14 protein-coding genes are annotated in these 17644 nt (G+C 56.2%); 4 read left to right on the top strand and 10 right to left on the bottom strand.

Annotation, left to right across the window (positions count from 1 at the left end):
* Positions 1 to 40 precede the first annotated feature (40 nt).
* Both N9C89_RS08195 and N9C89_RS08190 read left to right on the top strand, forming a co-directional pair.
* Complete coding sequence (locus N9C89_RS08195) at positions 41 to 1465, top strand: uracil-xanthine permease family protein (RefSeq protein ID WP_263953400.1); 1425 nt, start codon at positions 41 to 43, stop codon at positions 1463 to 1465.
* Positions 1466 to 1561: 96 nt separating this feature from the next.
* Positions 1562 to 2305, top strand: a complete 744-nt coding sequence (locus N9C89_RS08190) for a sulfite exporter TauE/SafE family protein (protein ID WP_263953399.1) — start codon at positions 1562 to 1564, stop codon at positions 2303 to 2305.
* 12 nt (positions 2306 to 2317) lie between these two features.
* Here the strand turns inward: N9C89_RS08190 and guaD are convergent, their stop codons facing one another.
* From guaD to xdhA, 5 genes are all read right to left on the bottom strand, one after another.
* Positions 2318 to 3658 carry a guanine deaminase gene (gene guaD / locus N9C89_RS08185; RefSeq protein ID WP_263953398.1) on the bottom strand — a complete coding sequence of 447 codons (1341 nt, stop codon included), beginning with the start codon at positions 3656 to 3658 and terminating at the stop codon, positions 2318 to 2320.
* Positions 3659 to 3750: 92 nt separating this feature from the next.
* Complete coding sequence (locus N9C89_RS08180; RefSeq protein ID WP_263953397.1) at positions 3751 to 5334, bottom strand: xanthine/uracil/vitamin C permease; 1584 nt, start codon at positions 5332 to 5334, stop codon at positions 3751 to 3753.
* 68 nt (positions 5335 to 5402) lie between these two features.
* The gene (xdhC, locus tag N9C89_RS08175) at positions 5403 to 6254 is read right to left on the bottom strand and encodes a xanthine dehydrogenase accessory protein XdhC (protein WP_263953396.1); all 852 of its coding nucleotides are present in this window, start codon (positions 6252 to 6254) and stop codon (positions 5403 to 5405) included.
* A 3-nt stretch (positions 6255 to 6257) separates the two neighbouring features.
* Positions 6258 to 8582, bottom strand: a complete 2325-nt coding sequence (xdhB, locus tag N9C89_RS08170) for a xanthine dehydrogenase molybdopterin binding subunit (RefSeq protein ID WP_263953395.1) — start codon at positions 8580 to 8582, stop codon at positions 6258 to 6260.
* Positions 8583 to 8595: 13 nt separating this feature from the next.
* Positions 8596 to 10068, bottom strand: coding sequence for a xanthine dehydrogenase small subunit (gene xdhA, locus N9C89_RS08165; protein WP_263953394.1), 1473 nt, complete (start codon positions 10066 to 10068; stop codon positions 8596 to 8598).
* Positions 10069 to 10231: 163 nt separating this feature from the next.
* On the opposite strand from xdhA, the gene N9C89_RS08160 reads away from it, so the two are divergent.
* On the top strand, positions 10232 to 11143 hold the full coding sequence (locus N9C89_RS08160; protein WP_263953393.1) for a LysR family transcriptional regulator: 912 nt from the start codon (positions 10232 to 10234) through the stop codon (positions 11141 to 11143).
* 12 nt (positions 11144 to 11155) lie between these two features.
* On the opposite strand, the gene N9C89_RS08155 is transcribed toward N9C89_RS08160, so the two are convergent.
* From N9C89_RS08155 to bhcA, 5 genes are all read right to left on the bottom strand, one after another.
* Positions 11156 to 12154: a type I glyceraldehyde-3-phosphate dehydrogenase gene (locus N9C89_RS08155; RefSeq protein WP_263953392.1), complete on the bottom strand. Its 999-nt coding sequence runs from the start codon at positions 12152 to 12154 to the stop codon at positions 11156 to 11158.
* A gap of 89 nt (positions 12155 to 12243) precedes the next feature.
* The gene (gene bhcD / locus N9C89_RS08150) at positions 12244 to 13209 is read right to left on the bottom strand and encodes an iminosuccinate reductase BhcD (protein WP_263953391.1); all 966 of its coding nucleotides are present in this window, start codon (positions 13207 to 13209) and stop codon (positions 12244 to 12246) included.
* 84 nt (positions 13210 to 13293) lie between these two features.
* Positions 13294 to 14457: a 3-hydroxy-D-aspartate aldolase BhcC gene (bhcC, locus tag N9C89_RS08145; protein WP_263953390.1), complete on the bottom strand. Its 1164-nt coding sequence runs from the start codon at positions 14455 to 14457 to the stop codon at positions 13294 to 13296.
* A 21-nt stretch (positions 14458 to 14478) separates the two neighbouring features.
* Positions 14479 to 15447: a beta-hydroxyaspartate dehydratase BhcB gene (gene bhcB / locus N9C89_RS08140; protein ID WP_263953389.1), complete on the bottom strand. Its 969-nt coding sequence runs from the start codon at positions 15445 to 15447 to the stop codon at positions 14479 to 14481.
* The gene (bhcA, locus tag N9C89_RS08135; protein ID WP_263953388.1) at positions 15447 to 16637 is read right to left on the bottom strand and encodes an L-aspartate--glyoxylate aminotransferase BhcA; all 1191 of its coding nucleotides are present in this window, start codon (positions 16635 to 16637) and stop codon (positions 15447 to 15449) included. The genes bhcB and bhcA overlap by 1 nt, the downstream gene beginning before the upstream one ends.
* A 168-nt stretch (positions 16638 to 16805) precedes the next feature.
* On the opposite strand from bhcA, the gene bhcR reads away from it, so the two are divergent.
* Positions 16806 to 17636, top strand: a complete 831-nt coding sequence (gene bhcR / locus N9C89_RS08130; RefSeq protein WP_263953387.1) for an HTH-type transcriptional regulator BhcR — start codon at positions 16806 to 16808, stop codon at positions 17634 to 17636.
* Positions 17637 to 17644 lie beyond the last annotated feature (8 nt).

The following is a 17644-nucleotide window of genomic DNA, read 5'->3' as shown; positions in this document are numbered from 1 at the left end:
ATCAAAGATTGCGCATAATCCAACATAGGAAGGGACAACTATGTCAGATACGTCAATCGGAACACCGGAACAGCTCCGGGATCCAAATTATACACCGCCGATGGCAAAGGCTGTGCCGCTCGGCATTCAACATGTGCTGGCGATGTTCGTGTCAAACGTGACGCCGGCAATCATCGTTTGCGGAGCCGCAGGGTTCGGGTTTGGCTCAAACAGCCCCGATTTTCCACAGATGATCTATATGATCCAGATGTCGATGTTCTTTGCGGGCATTGCCACACTCATCCAAACCATCGGTATCGGCCCTGTTGGCGCGCGTTTGCCAATCGTGCAGGGAACATCCTTTGCTTTCATTCCGATCATGATCCCGCTCGTGGCGGGTAAGGGCGTTGATGCGGTTGCCGTCTTGATGGGCGGTGTGCTTGTGGGCGGCTTATTCCATGCCTTCCTTGGATTGTTTATCGGCAAAATCCGCTTTGCTCTGCCGCCTTTGGTCACGGGCCTTGTGGTTACGATGATCGGTCTTGCGCTTGTTAAGGTTGGTATTCAATACGCCGCTGGTGGTGTGCCCGCGATCGGAACGCCAGAGTACGGCTCGCTGATCAACTGGGTTATGGCTGGCACAGTTATCATCGTAACGCTTGGGCTGAAGTTCTTTGCGCGCGGTATGCTGTCTGTATCTGCTGTGTTGATTGGCCTGATTGTTGGCTACGTATTGGCCTTCCTTTTGGGCCAAGTGAACCTTGGTAACGTTGGCAATGCAGCCCCGTTCGCGCTGCCGAACCCGCTGCATTTCGGGCTTGAGTTCTCTGTAGCTGCGATTGTTGGTTTCTGTCTGATGTCGTTCGTATCGGCGGTTGAAACCGTGGGTGACGTTTCTGGGATCACTAAAGGTGGTGCTGGCCGCGAGGCAACCGACAAGGAAATTCAAGGCGCAACATTTGCTGATGGTGTAGGGACTGCGATTTCCGGTCTGTTTGGCGCGCTGCCAAACACCTCCTTCTCACAGAACGTGGGCCTGATCGCGATGACAGGTGTGATGAGCCGTATGGTTGTAACCATTGGCGCGGTGTTCCTGATTATCTGTGGTCTGATCCCGAAAATCGGCGCGATCATTTCCTCTATCCCGATTGAAGTGTTGGGCGGTGGTGTGATCGTTATGTTCGGTATGGTTGTTGCAGCGGGTATTTCGATGCTCTCCGACGTCAACTGGAACCGCCGCAATATGGTGATCTTTGCAATTGCGCTTTCGCTTGGTCTTGGCCTTCAGCTTGAACCAAATGCGCTTCAGTATCTGCCTGGAACACTCAAGGTGCTGGCGACTTCCGGCATTCTTCCTGCGGCTCTGATCGCGATTGTGTTGAACCTTGTTCTTCCAGAAGAGCTCTCGGATGAAGCCACTGAGGAAGTTTCCGGCGGTATGTCCGGTCACAGCAAAGGCTCACTGCCCAACGACGATCACGTCTAGGGCTTGCGCCATTCTCTGCCTTGGTGCAGAGACTTGATTAGGGAAGCGGCGTTTTTCGAAGCGCCGCTTCCTTTGTATAATGGGGAGGAGAGGTGAATGACGCTTCTGTTGTTGGCGCTTGCGGGGTTTGGCGCGGGGGTCGTAAATGCAATCGCGGGCGGCGGAACATTCCTGACGTTTCCTGCGCTCGTCTGGGCTGGTGTGCCGCCTGTTATGGCAAATGCAACCAGTACAGTTGCGGTCTTTCCCGGTTATCTGAGTGGCGCACTTGGGTTTCTAAAGGAGCTGAAAACGCTGTCTCGGGCACAGATGATCCGCCTGACGCTGATTACATTAGCGGGCGGTCTGACAGGGTCTCTGTTGCTGCTCGTGTCGTCAAACGAAGTGTTTTCGTTCATCGTTCCGTTTCTGCTCTTCTTTGCCACTACCGTGTTTCTCTTCGGTGCACGCTTGCGCGTTTGGGCCGAGTCAAAAGCCCGCGCCGCAACACCGGAAGGCGCAATCGGCCTGTTTCTCGTGAGCCTTTACGGCGGCTATTTCAACGGCGGACTTGGTATTGTTCTGCTGGCGCTGTTTGCGCTCTGGGGATGGCGCGACCTACACCTGATGAACGGCGTCAAAAACGGGCTTTCCTTCGCGCTTTCGGCGATATCGGTTGTGACTTTTGCCATTGCTGGCTTGGTCGTGTGGCCCATGGCGTTGGTGATGATGGTGTTCACTGTATTGGGAGGGTTCAGCGGAGCATGGATTGCACGTATCGTTCCGGCCTCTTGGGTGCGCGGTTTTGTGGCGCTGATGGGCTACGGTATGAGCGTGGTGTTCCTGCTCAGCCTATTTTGACCGTCTTAGTATCTAGGCCGTGAGTGCAAGACGGTCATGTGTTTGCGTTTCGGTTTTTGCGGATACCCCCGCAACATAAACTTCGGATACCGCGCGATCATCGCCGAGCATTTGCAGGATAAACAACTCCTCGGACAGCGTTTCTGCCCGTTCCATTCGTAACGCCGAAGCAGGGGTTGCGCGTGCATCAAGCACGACAATATCCGCATCTGATCCAGCGGCCAGTGTGCCGATTTTGTCTTCCAACCCGAGCGCAACCGCATTGCCGCGCGTGATCCAGTGGAATGCCCGCAGAGGATGTAGCTTTTGGCCCTGAAGCTGAAGGATTTTGTACCCTTCGTTCAATGTCTGAAGCATGGAATAGCTTGTGCCTGCGCCGATATCCGTGGCGATTGCATTGCAAATCCCTTTGCCGCGCAATCCTGCGTCATCAAATAGCCCGCTCCCCAGAAACAAGTTCGATGTCGGGCAAAACACAGGTTTCGCGCGTGTTTGGGCAAGTAGGTCGATTTCGCGCGGCGTCAGGTGGATAGAGTGGCCAAGCAACATTTTTGGCGTGAGCAACCCATAGGTTTCGTAAACGCCAAGGTAATCGGGTGCATCGGGGTAAAGTTCTGCCGTAAAGGCGATTTCGTCGTGGTTTTCGCTTAGATGGGTTTGGACAAAACAATCCGCATGTTCCGCAACCAGAGCGCCCGTCATCTCAAGCTGTTCTGGGGTCGAGGTGATGGCAAACCGCGGCGTAATTGCATAATGTGCGCGGCCCTTACCGTGCCATTTGGCAATCAGGTCTTTGCTATCGTCATACCCTGTTTGTGGCGTGTCGCGCAGCCCGTCTGGCGCGTTGCGATCCATCATTACTTTGCCGCCGATCATGCACATATTGCGGCGTGCTGCTTCGCCAAAGAACGCCTCCGCAGATTCCTTGTGAACAGAGCAATAGGCGACGGCCGTGGTTGTTCCGTGCGCGGTTAACAAATCATAAAACTTGCTGGCCATAGCCTCGGCGTGGGCGACCTCGGCAAAGCGTGTTTCTTCGGGGAACGTATAAGTGTTGAGCCAATCAAGAAGCTGTGCACCCCATGACGCAATCACTTGTACCTGTGGGAAATGGACGTGCGTGTCGATGAAACCTGCCATCAAAAGGTTAGGGCGGTGATCCACGATTTCGGCCGCAGGCGCGCGTTGTGCAACATCGGCAAAGGTGCCAACATCTGCGATTCTTCCGCCCTCGATTAGGATCGCGCCATCCGTGAGATAGGTATAGGCGGATGTGTCGGTTGCATCTTGGGGCTCAGCGTTGAAATCAAGAACCCTGCCGCGCAGGAGCTTTTGGGATGGCGGTTTTGACATTCTATTGTCCTATTGAAGGGGTGGTTCGTATGTGTGCGGGCCGCTGGTAGGGACAATGCGGCCCGCACAAGCATCTGGTGCTAAGCCAGAGCTTATTCGGCTGGAGGCGCTGCGGCCTCGTCGATGACAACGTTCTCGTTGTTGAGTTCGCCGTCTTTGTGGAACAGCGGATAGATATAGAGGAACGCTGCCGCGATGAGATATCCGCCAGAGACGCCGCTCAATTCGGGCCAGTGCAAACTCGCGCCGTGGATCACACCGAGCGAGGACATGATCGTCGCCGCAAGGGCAAAGCCGGCCGCGTTGCGGAAATTCCCGTCAATGACGCTCGCCACGATCGCACCCCATATGAGACCGGTCAGGATCGCGCCTTGCGAAAGGGCGAGATGCCCCTCGAAATGCGCCCCTTGTTGCAAGAGTGCTGCCGTAAGTTCGGGGTCACCCAACTGTGGAAGGGAGGCCACGCCAACAGCGCCCAGTGCGCCCATGAGAGAGCCCCATTTCGTAATCAGGAACGATGAGACATGCGGCATCATCGCAATGGTCACAGCGGCCATATGGTCTGTTTTGATTGAATGCGCGGTGTTCGTGATGAGGCTAAGCGCAACGAACACCAGCACAGGAGCCGCTGCGGCAACCGGAATAAGGTTGGTAAGGAACGCCAGTAGCCCAAAAAACGCCGCAAGCGGAATAACAATCCCGACGCCGATGATATACCCCGCATGTGCTCCCATGCGTTTGTACGCGGGATGCCCGATGTAAGCTGTTGTCGGGAAAGGTGAGCCAAAGAGAGCGCCGACCATGGTGCCGATGCCGTCGGTGATCTGACAGGTGGCAACAGGATAATGGTCGCCCGCAGCTTCCGCGCTTTCGACGTTGTTCATGGTCTCGATGAAGTTATAGATCTGTACCGGTACAAGGACGAGGAACAGTTCAGGGTTCGCGAATAGGTGCTGAATGCCTGCGATCAAGTCTCCGAAATATGGAAGCGGCGGATAGAATCCGACACCGTCAAAGCTGATGCGTGCTTCGCCGATGGCAAAGGCCACAACCGTACCAACGATCAACGCCAGAAGACCCGCGGGGATATTATACGGAAGGCGGAAGCGCCCCACGAGGCCCCAGAGGATGATGACCATCGAGGCAAAACCGATGAACGGGTTTTCAAAAACAGTAGCGAGCGGCACTGTTCCGATAAACACAAGCGCAATGCCGCAGAGAGTGCCGAGCATCCCTGCGCGTGGTGTTACCCGCTTGAGCCACGGCCCGATGACCGCGCCAAAAGCTGCAACGATACCGCCCATGAAGCCCGCGCCAATGCCGACTTGCCACGCAAGAATGGGATCATTGGTGGACCAGTAAATCGGACCGATGACGCCGAACAGGTACACAAACATGACCGGGGTTGAGATGCCATAGGGCAGGGCGGTTACATCGCGCCCGTGTTTTTGCGCGGCGCGTTTGGCAAGGCCAACGTAAACCGCGATACCGGCCAGAATGGCAATCGCGGCACCAGGGACGATGCGGCCATAGACAATTTCGGCGGGCATTTGGAACACGAACTGACAGACGCCAGCAAGCACCATCAGGTTGATCAGGTTGTCGGTGAACAGCGCCCAAAACGCGCTGAAGTCGCTGCGGTGAAACAGCTTGTATGTGTAGCTCCCATTTTGCATGGGGACCTCCTCTGTTGGGCCGGAAATCGGCGGACGGGCTCCTCTCCCGTTTCGCCGCCGGCGTTTGTTCACTGTGCTGCGATATGCGAGACAGTTACCCCCTCGGGGCGTTCTGCGGCAGGTTCAGAGGTCAGCGCCGTGATCACTTCGGCCACCACATGGGCCGCGATCACAGCAGGCCGCTTGTCGCGGCTACCGCCTGCCCCGATGGGGCAGATCAATGGAGCGATAGACAGGCCATCGCAGAATTTTCGGCACCAGTTGCGAAACTTGATGCGCTTGGTGTTTGAGCCGATCAGCCCCACATAGGCCGCATCCGCGCGTTGTAGCGCCGCAGAGGCCAGTAGGAAATCAAGCCCGTGGTCATGGGTTAGTACAATGAAGGCGCTTCCAGCGGGGGCGCTCATCACGTCAATCTCGGGAATTGCACTGAGGCGTTTCTCGACCGCTGCATCGGAGAGCGCCAACTCTTCGGCGCGTTGATCGATGAGTACGGTATGCACAGGAAGATGTTGGAGCTGCGCGGCGAGTGCGCGGCCAACATGCCCAGCACCAAGGATATAGACCGAAGGGTTGGCGGCCCGTGCTTCGGCGTCTCTGCTGAGGGCGGCGTCTTTGTCAGCCGCGCTCATACGCGTCACACTCACTTCAACTCGTCCGCCACAGCATTGGCCGATCTGCGGACCAAGGGGGATGTCGAGGTGTTTGGAGAGATCGCCAGAGGCCAGCAACTCCCGCGCCGCATCAATTGCCAGATGCTCAAGCTGCCCGCCGCCGATTGTTCCGAAAAGGCATTCGGAGCATACATACATTTCGGTGCCTTCCGCACGCGGGGAGGACCCGCGTACGCGCGTGATCCGCAAGCAGGCGACGGGTTCGCCCGATGCGAAAAACTGCTCAAGATCCCGGGGCGCCGTCATGACTTAGGCTCCGGCCTTAAGCCGCTCGACCGCCAGCAATACGCGCTCTGGCGTAGCGGGCGCTTCGAGGCGCGGACAAATGCGATAATCGGCAACACTGGCCACCGCCATCGAGAGGGCCTCAAATACCGAGATACCCAGCATAAACGGTGGCTCGCCCACAGCCTTACTGCGTTTGATGGTCATTTCGCGGTTTTCCGACCAATCGGCCAGTTTAACGTTGAATTCACGCGGGCGGTCGCTTGCAAGTGGTATCTTATAGGTCGAAGGCGCATGGGTACGAAGGCGGCCTTCGTCATCCCACCAGAGTTCCTCGGTTGTGAGCCAGCCCATGCCTTGGATGAAGGCCCCCTCAACTTGTCCTTTGTCGAGTGCTGGATTGAGCGAGCGCCCCACATCATGGAGAATATCAGCCCGTTCCACACGGTACTCGCCCGTGAGCGTGTCGATTGTAACTTCCGAACAGGCCGCGCCATAGGCGTAGTAATAGAAAGGCCGCCCTTTGCCCGCGGCGCGGTCCCAGTGGATGTCTGGCGTTTTGTAGAACCCCGTGGCCGAGAGATGCACGCGCGCCATGTAGGCCTCTTTGACGAGCTTGTCGAACGGCACGACATCGGTGCCGATGCTGATGCCAGTTGGCCCGAAGGAAACTGCATCTTCGGATACACCGCGGCTTTCGGCGGCAAAACTGACGAGCCGTGCCTTGATCTGCTCTGCTGCATTCAGTGCGGCCATCCCGTTTAGGTCGGAGCCGCTGGACGCCGCAGTCGCCGATGTGTTCGGGACTTTCTCTGTTGTGGTTTTGGTGATCTTGATCCGGTTGAAGTCAACCTGAAACGCCTCGGCAACCACTTGGGCAACTTTGGTGTTCAATCCTTGGCCCATCTCTGTGCCACCATGGTTCAGGTGGATTGAGCCGTCGTTATAAACATGGATTAAGGCGCCGGCTTGGTTGTAATGGGTTGCGGTAAATGAAATCCCGAACTTCACGGGTGTGAGCGCAATCCCGCGCCGCAGGATGCCGCCCTTGGCGTTGAATGCGCGAATACCTTCGCGGCGGGCGCGGTAGTCTGAGCTTTCCTCAAGTTCTTCGACCACGCGGCCGATGATGTTGTCATCGACGCTTTGGTGATAGGGGGTGAGGTTCCGCCCATCGGTACCATCGCCATAAAAATTCGCCTTACGGACATCGAGCGGGTCTTTGTCGAGCGCAAAGGCGATCTCTTCGATCATGCGCTCTGCGGCAATAACGCCCTGTGGTCCACCAAAGCCTCGGAAGGCAGTGTTTGAAACGGTGTTTGTTTTCTGGGGCCGCGATGTCAGGCGCACATGCGGGTAAAAATAGGCATTATCCGCATGGAACAATGCGCGGTCGGTCACAGGGCCGGAAAGATCAGAAGAGTACCCGCACCGCGCGGCAAATTCTCCTGATACCGCTTCGATGCGGCCGTCATTGTCAAAGCCGATGTCGTAATCAATCACGAAGTCATGGCGCTTACCGGTTGCGGTCATGTCCTGATCGCGGTCAGGGCGGATCTTAACCGGACGGCCTAGCTTTTTCGCTCCAATTGCCGCAACCGCACAGAACAGGTTCATTTGGCTTTCCTTGCCGCCAAACCCGCCGCCCATGCGCCGAACATTCACAACCACCGCATTTGACGGTACGCCCAGAACATGCGCCACCATATGCTGTGCTTCGCTCGGATGCTGGGTGGAGCAATGGACAACAACGTCCTCATCCTCGCCTGGGACAGCAAAGGCAATATGACCCTCAAGGTACATGTGATCCTGTCCGCCGACGGTCACCTGACCTTTGATACGGTTTTGCGCCGTCGCAAACCCCTTGTCGATATCGCCGCGCTCAAGCTTGAGTGGCTCGGTGATGAGCGGCATCCCTGCGTCGCGCGCACTCACGGGATCAATTGCATGGGGAAGGACATCGCAATCCACTTCGGCAAGCTCCGCTGCGCGCCGCGCTGCGTCTCGCGTTTCGGCGATTACGGCAAAGAGCGGCTGGCCATGAAATTCGATCTTTTCAGTCGGAAACACGGGCTCGTCGTTTCGGCCTGTGGGGCTGATGTCGTTTGCGCCAGGGATGTCATCAGCAGTCAAGACAGCAACAACGCCATCCGCATCGCGAACCTTGCTTAGGTCGATGCCGTTGAGTTTGGCGTGTGCCACGTCAGAAACACCAAGATATGCATGCAGAGTGCCCGCTGGCTCGGCGATATCATCTGTGTATTCCGCGCGCCCAGTAACTTGCTTTACGGCGCTGTCGTGTTTCTGGTTCTGGTGGGTGAAACCTTTGGTAACGGTGTGATGTTTCATCGTGTTTCTCCCTTCAAACGGCCAAGCGTACGGGCATGTCAGCGTCCGAACCTTGGCTGTTGTCGTGTTCAAGATAGAAGCGGCGCAGCAGGTTGCCCGCGACGCGCGCGCGGTAATCTGCAGATGCGCGCCAGTCACTCAGCGGGGTGAAATCCTCTGCAATCGCGTCTGCGGCGTGCTCGAATGCCTCTGAGCACCAACGGTTTCCAACAAGGGCCGCTTCGGCCTTTGCGGCGCGTTTTGGCGTCGCTGCCATACCGCCAAAGGCAAGGTTGACTGAGGTGATCTTACCATTTTCGACCACAACAGAGAACCCGGCCGCCACCGCAGAGATATCCTCGTCGCGGCGTTTCGAAACCTTATAGGCTGCATCGATCTGTCCTTCGCTAGGCAGCGGTATGCGGATTGAAGCAACAAACTCTTCTGGCGCGCGGTCCTGTTTGCCGTAGTCGATGAAGAATGCCTCAAGCGGAAGTGTGCGACGGCCTTTGGTGCTTTGTAGCGTAACTTCGGCACCAAGCGAGATCAGGACGGGGGGTGTGTCGCCAATTGGGGAGCCGTTGGCGATATTGCCGCCGATGGTACCCATGTTGCGAACCTGCCAGCCCGCAATGCGGTTCCAATACTCTTCAAGGTGCGGGAAGGCGGCGGAAATGGCGGCTTCGCATTCGCTATATGTCACGCCCGCGCCAATGGATAGCGCGTCTTCGGTTGTCTCAATTGCTTTGAGATCTTCGAGATGGTTCACGAAAACCACGGGTGAAATCGGGCGCATGAACTTCGTCACCCATAACCCCACGTCGGTTGAACCGGCAACAATGGTGGCTTTTGGATTGTCAGCCAGAACCTGTGCAAGATCTTCGGTCGTATGCGGAAGGATTGCGCGGTCATCAGCGGGGCCAGTTTCGATGCGGCCCTCGGGCTGAAGAGCGCCGAGTTGTGCAAGAAGGTTTTCACGCTCCGCATTCAGATAATCATGTGCTGGCGTGCCATACTCATTGACCGCAAGGGCGGCCTTGATGATTGGCTCATATCCCGTGCAGCGGCAAAGATTGCCTTGAAGCGCGGTTTCAACTTCTGTTTCAGTTGGCTGTGGCTTCTCCATCCAAAGCGCATAGAGCGACATAACAAACCCCGGCGTACAGAAACCGCACTGGCTTCCGTGATGCTCGACCATCGCTTCCTGTACCGGATGCAAACGCCCGTTTGGCCCGCTCAGGTGTTCGATTGTGACGATATGACAACCGTTCAACGAGGCAAGAAACCGGATGCAAGCATTGACGGTCTCATACCGAAGTGCCCCGTTATAAAGCCGCCCGACAAGTACCGTGCACGCTCCACAGTCACCTTCAGCGCAGCCCTCCTTGGTGCCGGTCAGACGCTGCTCGATCCGCAGATAATCCAATAGCGTTTGCGTTGCCTTCACATCGGTGAGGGTCTTTTCCTCTCCGTTAAGAAGAAAGCGGATGGCGGTCTGATGGGTCATAGGGCCTCTCGAATCTGCTGCCGAAGGGGAGCTTCTGTGAGTTTAGTGCGAATGACTGCTCGCAAAAATGATCGGTATTGAGAAATACTATCAACGAATTGTTGAAAATAACAGGTCTCTGGATATGCTAGCTACCTCGCATTGCATCAACTAAGGACACAAAATGGCCTATCTGGAAAGCCTCCGCGTATTCTGCCGCGTTGTGGAACTTGGCAGTATAACGTCGGGCGGGCGCGATCTGCGTTTGACGCCAGCGGTTGCGAGCAAACGGATCAAAGAGTTGGAAACGCACCTTGGTGTGCGACTTTTCAATCGGACGACGCGCTCGTTGACGCCAACTGAGGTTGGTCAGCAGTTTTATGGAGAAGCCTTGCGTATTCTTGATGCTGTCGGGCAGGCCGAAACTGTTATTGCGCAATATTCCGGCGCCCCGCGCGGCACCATTCGGATGACGTCTCCACTGGCGGTTGGGCGCAGGATTATTGCGCCGCTTGTGCCAGAATTCGTGGAGGAACATCCCGATATAGAAGTGCGCCTGCGGATGTCAGATCGCAAAGTCGATATTTTGGCCGATGGGTTGGACCTCGCGTTTTTCGTTGGCACGCCTCATGATTCCAGCCTCAAGATGCGCAAGATTGCTGATTGCGAGCGGGTTCTTTGCGCTGCGCCTGATTACCTCGCCAAAATGGAAGCGCCGCAGGTTCCAGAGGATTTGTTGCAAGGGCACAATTGCCTCTTGCTGCGGTATCCGCGTTCGCCCGAATATTTCTGGACACTGAATACTCCGGACGGGCCGCGTAAATTTGAGGTGTCGGGAAAGTACGATGCCGACGACAGCGATGTGTTGCTCAACTGGGCACTGGACGGACGCGGGATTGTGAACAAGCCGCTGTTTGAGGTCGCAGCGCATCTCGCGCGCGGCGAACTTGTTGAAGTCTTGCCAGAAAACCGCCCGATGCCTTCGATCTTTGGCTGTCTCTATCCGCACAAGAAGTTGCAAGATCCAAAGGTTCGCTTGCTTGTGGATTTCGTTGCACAACGCGGCATGGCTCTTATGCGAGCCGCGATGGTGTGAAATAGAAGCGGCCTAGACCCGCGCCGCCAAGCGTTCGGCCATATCAAGCATCCGTGCTGAAAAACCCCATTCGTTATCGTACCAGCCGAAAAGCCGCAGTTGCTTTTGCCCGACGGCTTGGGTTTCCCGTAGCGATAGGACGAGAGATTCCGGCCGTGCACGGAAGTCGGATGACACACAGGCATCGTTGGTTAGGCCGATTTGCGGATGAGCGCCGAAAAGCTCCTGAAGGACGTCTTCAATCGGGGCCCCTGGACGCGCATTGACTTGAAATACGGCATCAACCGCAGATACCGAAATTGTCGGCACCCGAACCGCCGAAACGCTCAGACGGCCGTCGAATTCTGGGAGAACATGTGCGATCTGACTTGCTGCGCTGGTTGAGGTTGGAACCATCGAAACCGCCGCCGCACGGCTGCGTTCCAATGTTGCGCCAGGTTGATCAACGGTTGGTTGGCTGCCGGTATAGCAATGGATGGTGGTGATATGGGCGTGGGTAAAGCCGATGGAATCTTGCACAGTACGCAGAAGGGGAGCGATGGCATTCGTGGTGCAGGAGGCGTTGGAGATGATTTTTCCATCGCCGAGTGTCTGATCGTTTGCGCCAAGTACGATGGTTTGATCCGCCACGGGCGAGGGGCCGGAAATAAGAACGTTGCGCGCACCAGCAGAAAGGCCTGCCTCTGCGGTTTCGCGATCTTTGGCCTTGCCTGTGCATTCCAGCACAACATCAACGCCCGTTAGATCAATGTCGGCAAGGCTCGTGGTATTGTGAAACGGAACAGAAAGGCTGCCAATCTTGAGCGTCTTGTTTGCGGCTTCAACCGCAGTTGGGTAGGGGCCAAAGACGCTGTCATAGCGGAAGAGATAGGCACAGGTTTCAAGCGGGGCGATATCATTGATGCCGACAACCTCAATGCCGCGCCCCTGCTGATCCGAGAGGATTTGCCGCAGCAATGTCCGTCCGATCCGTCCGAACCCGTTGATGAAAACGCGAATTGGTTTGCGCATTGCTCGCTCCGCAAGTGGCCAAGAAAAGGCTGCACCGAAATCCGGTACAGCCCGCCTTGAAAATCAGAAATTCAGGCCGCCAATCGGTGTCAGAAATCGACCTCAATGGCAATCCCCTGTTTGATCGCCAGTTCGACGACAGAGGCCGCAACTGCGAGGTCCTGTAAGCCGACACCCGTGCCGTCAAAGAGCGTGATATCCTCCGCCGAAGTCCGACCGGGGTTTGTACCATTAATAACGGCGCCGATTTGCGCGATATCGGCTTCTTTGATAAGCCCCTCGGCCACGGCGTGCTGTGCCTCGCCAATAGAGATGGATTGCGCAACCTCGTCGGTAAAGACGCGCGATTTTGCGAGGAGTGCAGCTTCGACTTCCTGCTTTCCTTTGGTGTCAGTGCCCATACATGCGAGATGCGTTCCGGGTGAAACATGCTCCGCCATCAACGAGGGCGCGAAGGCAGATGTAATCGAGATAATCACATCTGCGTCCTGCATTTCTTCAAGGGAAACGGCCTCAAATGGTAGTCCTGCTTCATTGGCGATTTTCTCAATGTTTGGAAGCATTTCCGGATGATAGTTCCAGCCGATCACCTTTTCAAAGTCGCGCTGTTCAAGAGCAGCGCGCAGTTGGAATGTCGCCTGATGACCCGCGCCGATCATACCGATTGTTTTCGCGTCCTTGCGGGCAAGATGTTTGATCGAAACCGACGAGGCCGCAGCCGTCCGCAGCGCCGTGAGAAGGTTGCCGCCGACCATTGCCTTGGCTTTGCCCGTGTCCGGATCAAAGAGAAAGACAGTCGATTGGTGGTTGATGATGTCACGTTTTTCAAGGTTGTTTGGCCAGTAGCCGCCCGCCTTGAGTCCGAGTGTAAGCCCCGCGCGGTCAAACCCGCCCTTGAACCCGTAAAGCGCATCTTCATGGCCGATTGCTTCACGCACAACGGGAAAGTTATATGCGTCGCCTGTGGCCATGGCGGCAAAGACCTTTTCAACCGCGTCAAAGGCGGCTTCGCGGGTCATGAGATTGGCGATTTCGCGCTCTGGAACAATATACATCAACGTGCCTCGTTTCGTGAGTTTTAAACCGCCCCGCACAATTGGGTGGGCCAGCAAGCGCGGGGCGGGGTGGTTGTGTTGGGATTAGTATGCGCGACCGCGGGCCGATACGGGCCAAACGACCTCGACCTTTCCGTTGCGCACACCCACGTACCAGTCATGAACGTTCGCAGTCGGATCACAGTGGCCCGGGACGAGGCGAAGCTTGTCGTTTACCTTCAGAGCGCCGTTCGGATCAGCAACAACGCCGTGCTCATCGGAGCATTTGACATATTCCACGTCATCGCGGCCATAGATCACAGGCAGCCCGCTATCGACGGATTGCGCCTTAAGGCCGGCATCAACGATGGCTTTGTCCGCCTTCGCATGGGACATGACCGAAGTCAGAATGAAGAATGCGTTCTCCCATTCGCCTTGGTCGATCCGCTTGCCGTCTTTGTCGAGGATGCGGCCATAATCGGCGTCCATGAAGGCATAGGAGCCGCATTGCAGCTCGTTATAGACGCCGGAGTTGGACTCGAAATAGTAGGAGCCAGTGCCGCCGCCGGATACGAGATCACAGTCGATACCCTCGGCCTTCAGCCCGTCCACGGCGTCTTGAACCATCGCAATTGCAGTGTCGAGTTTTTCCTTGCGGGCCTCATAGCTATCTAGATGCTGCATCGCGCCCTGATAGGCCTGAATGCCGGAGAACTTGAGGTTGTCGGCGGCTTCAACAGCTTTGGCAATGTCGACAACTGCGGGCGTTGTTGTGACGCCGCAGCGGCCAGCGCCACAGTCGATTTCAACAAAAACCTCAAGCTCGGTGCCGTGTTCCTTTGCTGCAGCTGAAAGATCGGCAACGTTCTCGATATCATCGACACAAACAATCGTGCGTGCGCCCAAAAGCGGCAGGCGGGCGAGGCGGTCGATCTTGGCGGGGTCGCGGACTTGGTTGGACACAAGAATATCCTTGATGCCACCACGGGCGAACACCTCGGCCTCGGATACCTTCTGACAGCATACACCTACTGCGCCGCCCAACTCTTCCTGAAGCTTTGCCACATCTACGGATTTGTGCATTTTCCCGTGAACGCGGTGGCGCATTCCGTGGGCCTTCGCATAGTCGCCCATCTTCTTGACGTTGCGCTCCAGAGCGTCGAGGTCCAGTACAAGCGCGGGTGTCTGGATGTCACTTTCGGCCATACCCGGTTTCGCCGGAATGTCATAGCCAACTTCATATGCGTCCAAAGTGTTCATATCTTTCATTCCCATTGTCCTCTTGTGGGTCTAGCCGTTTACCCATGGCAGGCGGTCGAGATCGACATTGCCGCCGGTGATGATAATGCCAACGCGCTTGCCTTTAAACGCATCGGGGTTCTTCAGGATGGTGGCAAGCGGAACGGCGCTTGACGGTTCCATCACGATCCGCAGGTGCTTCCAGATGAGCTTCATCGCGTCGATGATCTCTTGCTCGCTCGCGGTGTAAATCTCACTGACGTGGTTTGAAACGAAATGCCACGTTAAATCCTTGAGCGGCACAAGCAGCCCGTCGGCAATGGTTTTGGGCGCGTCATCGGCGATGATGTGCCCTGCCTTGAAGCTGCGATAGGCGTCGTCGGCCTGTTCCGGCTCTGCGGCGATGACCTGCGTTTCTGAAGCCAGTGTTGCCAGCGTCAGGCATGTGCCGGAGATCATGCCGCCACCCCCGATCGGCGCGACAACTGCGTCTAGCCCGTCGGTTTGCTCCATGAATTCACGTGCACAGGTGCCTTGCCCTGCGATCACTCGGGGATCGTTGTAGGGGTGGACGAAATCACCGCCAGTTTTGGCCTGCACCTCGGCAAACGTCGCTTCCCTTGAGGATGTCGACGGTTCGCATTCGGTAATCACACCACCATAACGGCGCACGGTGTCTTTCTTTGCCTGTGGGGCAGTGCGCGGCATCACAACGTTGCAGGGAATGCCGCGTTTCATGGCCGCATAGCTCAGGCAAGACGCGTGGTTGCCCGACGAGTGGGTCGCCACACCTTTTTCAGCCTGTGCATCACTAAGCCCGAAAACAGCATTACTCGCGCCACGAACCTTAAAGGCACCAGGTTCCTGAAAGTTCTCGCACTTAAAGAATAGATCTGCGCCACTCAATTCGTTGAGGTAATCCGATGTCCGCACGGGTGTGCGGCGGATATAGGGCGCGATCCGTTCATGCGCAGCGAGCATATCCTCATAGGTTGGGATCATAGTTGCTGTGTCCTTCATCACGCGGCATCTTTTTGAGAAGCTAGCGCGTGACCACGGTAATAGTCCTGCGCCGCAGCAACGCCAGAGCCAAGTTGGATATCAAGGCCGAGGTCGGCCATGCACATTTCCGCGGTCGCGATACCAGAAAGTGCCATCACATCTGTTAGGCTGCCAAGGTGGCCAATGCGGAACACTTTGCCCGCAACTTCGCCCAAACCAACGCCAAAGGCGACACCGTATTTGTCGGCAGCATGGGTGACAATATCTGTGGCATTGAAGCCTTCGGGCGTGCGAATGGCGCTTACTGTGTCGGAGTAAACATCAGGGCTCGTTGCGCAGAGGTCCAGCCCCCAAGCGCCGACAGCGGCGCGAACACCCTCGGCAATACGCGTGTGACGGGCAAAGACGTTTTCAAGCCCCTCATCCAACAACATTTTGCAAGATTCATTCAGGCCATTGAGCAAACCAACTGCTGGCGTATAGGGGTAGGCATTGTTCGCGTAGCCCTTCGCCATGTCATGCACATCAAAGAATGTACGGGGCAGGGAGCCGGTTTTGGTTGCTTCCATTGCCTTGGCGCTAAAGCCGACAATTGCGAGCCCAGCAGAGAGCATGAACCCTTTTTGCGAGCCGGTAACCGCAACATCCACGCCCCATTCGTCAAAGCGGAAGTCCATCGAGGCAATCGAGGATACCCCGTCCACAAAAAGCAGCGCCGGATGACCCGCCGCATCAAGTGCGCGGCGCACGGCGGCAATGTCGGATTTTACGCCAGTTGCGGTTTCATTGTGGGTGGCAAGAACAGCCTTGATCTCATGGCTTTTGTCCGCTGTCAGGATTTCTTCGTAGCGATCAGCGGGAAGCCCGTCGCCCCATTGGGTTTCGACGATCTCAACGTTCAACTCATGGCGCTGGCACATGTCGATCCAGCGATGGCTGAACATGCCGTTGCGTGCCGCGAGTATTTTGTCGCCCGCAGAAAGCGTGTTGGTAAGTGCGGTTTCCCAACCTCCAGTTCCAGTGGACGGAAAGATAAAGACTTCCGCGTTGTCGCTTTTCAATACCTTGCGCACACCTTCGCGCGCCGGATGCAAAATTTGCCCGAACAATGGTGAACGGTGGTCGATTGTCGGCATGTCGCAGGCTTTGCGCAGATGCTCGGGGATATTGGTTGGCCCCGGAATGAAAACAGGATTTTGAAAGCTCATGGCGTATCTCCTTCGATCGTTGGGTCCACCTTAAGGGCAGGGCCGCGCGGATGAAATTTTTTTGAAAAATGATTTCAAAACGCTAAGGATTGGAAAAATTGAATATTGTGAATGGGTTATATTTTTCATATAGTGAATTAGGATTTCACATCAAATTTGAGGCTTCTTATGGAAAATCATGAAAATGAGCCTTCTGGCCGAAAATCCAGAGGACGCCCACGCGATTGGAACGACAAAACCGCTCAGAACACGATCAAATCTCTGGATCGCGCGATGGCGGTGTTTGAGTATCTGAGCGAGACACAAGGCGAGCCTCTTTCAGTGATCGCCAGTGAGACGGATCAATCCCCTGCAACGGTTTACCGTATTCTTGTTACGCTGGAGGGGCGGGGTCTTGTGGAATTTGATGCAGGAGAGCAAATCTGGCGGATTGGAGCGCGCGCCTTTGTGATCGGTGCGCGGTTTCTGCGGCAAACCAGCCTTGTGGAGCGGGCGCGCCCGATCTTGCGGCGTTTGATGGAAGCTACGGGCGAGACGGCCAACCTCGGGGCAGAGAAAAACGGCGCGGTTCTATTCCTCAGTCAGGTAGAGACGCATGCAAGTATTCGTGCGTTCTTTCCGCCAGGGACGTTATCGCCGATGCACTCGTCAGGCATTGGTAAAGTGCTGCTCGCGCAGATGGATGAGGAGCGCCTATCGCGGTTCTTTTCCCGCGAAGAGCTCACTGCATTCACCGAGCATTCAATTACAGAAGAAGCTGCCCTTCGCCAAAACCTCGAGCGTATTCGTGCGCGAGGATTTTCCTTTGACAACGAAGAGAAAAACATCGGAATGCGCTGTATCGCAGCGCCCGTTTTCGATGCCAATGAGGAAGCAATCGCGGGCGTTTCGGTGTCGGGGCCGACCAGCCGGATCACCCTTGAGGATGTAGAAAGATTGTCGGTCGCGGTTACGAGTGCAGCGCGCGACCTAACCAAGGCAATTGGCGGAACCGCTTAAGGGTGAGG

Origin of the sequence: Halocynthiibacter sp. SDUM655004 (assembly GCF_026015885.1) — a bacterium.
GTDB classification, from domain to species: Bacteria; Pseudomonadota; Alphaproteobacteria; order Rhodobacterales; family Rhodobacteraceae; genus Falsihalocynthiibacter; species Falsihalocynthiibacter halioticoli.
Note: the sequence above shows the minus strand (reverse complement) of the source record. Positions and strands in the feature narration are given on the sequence as shown.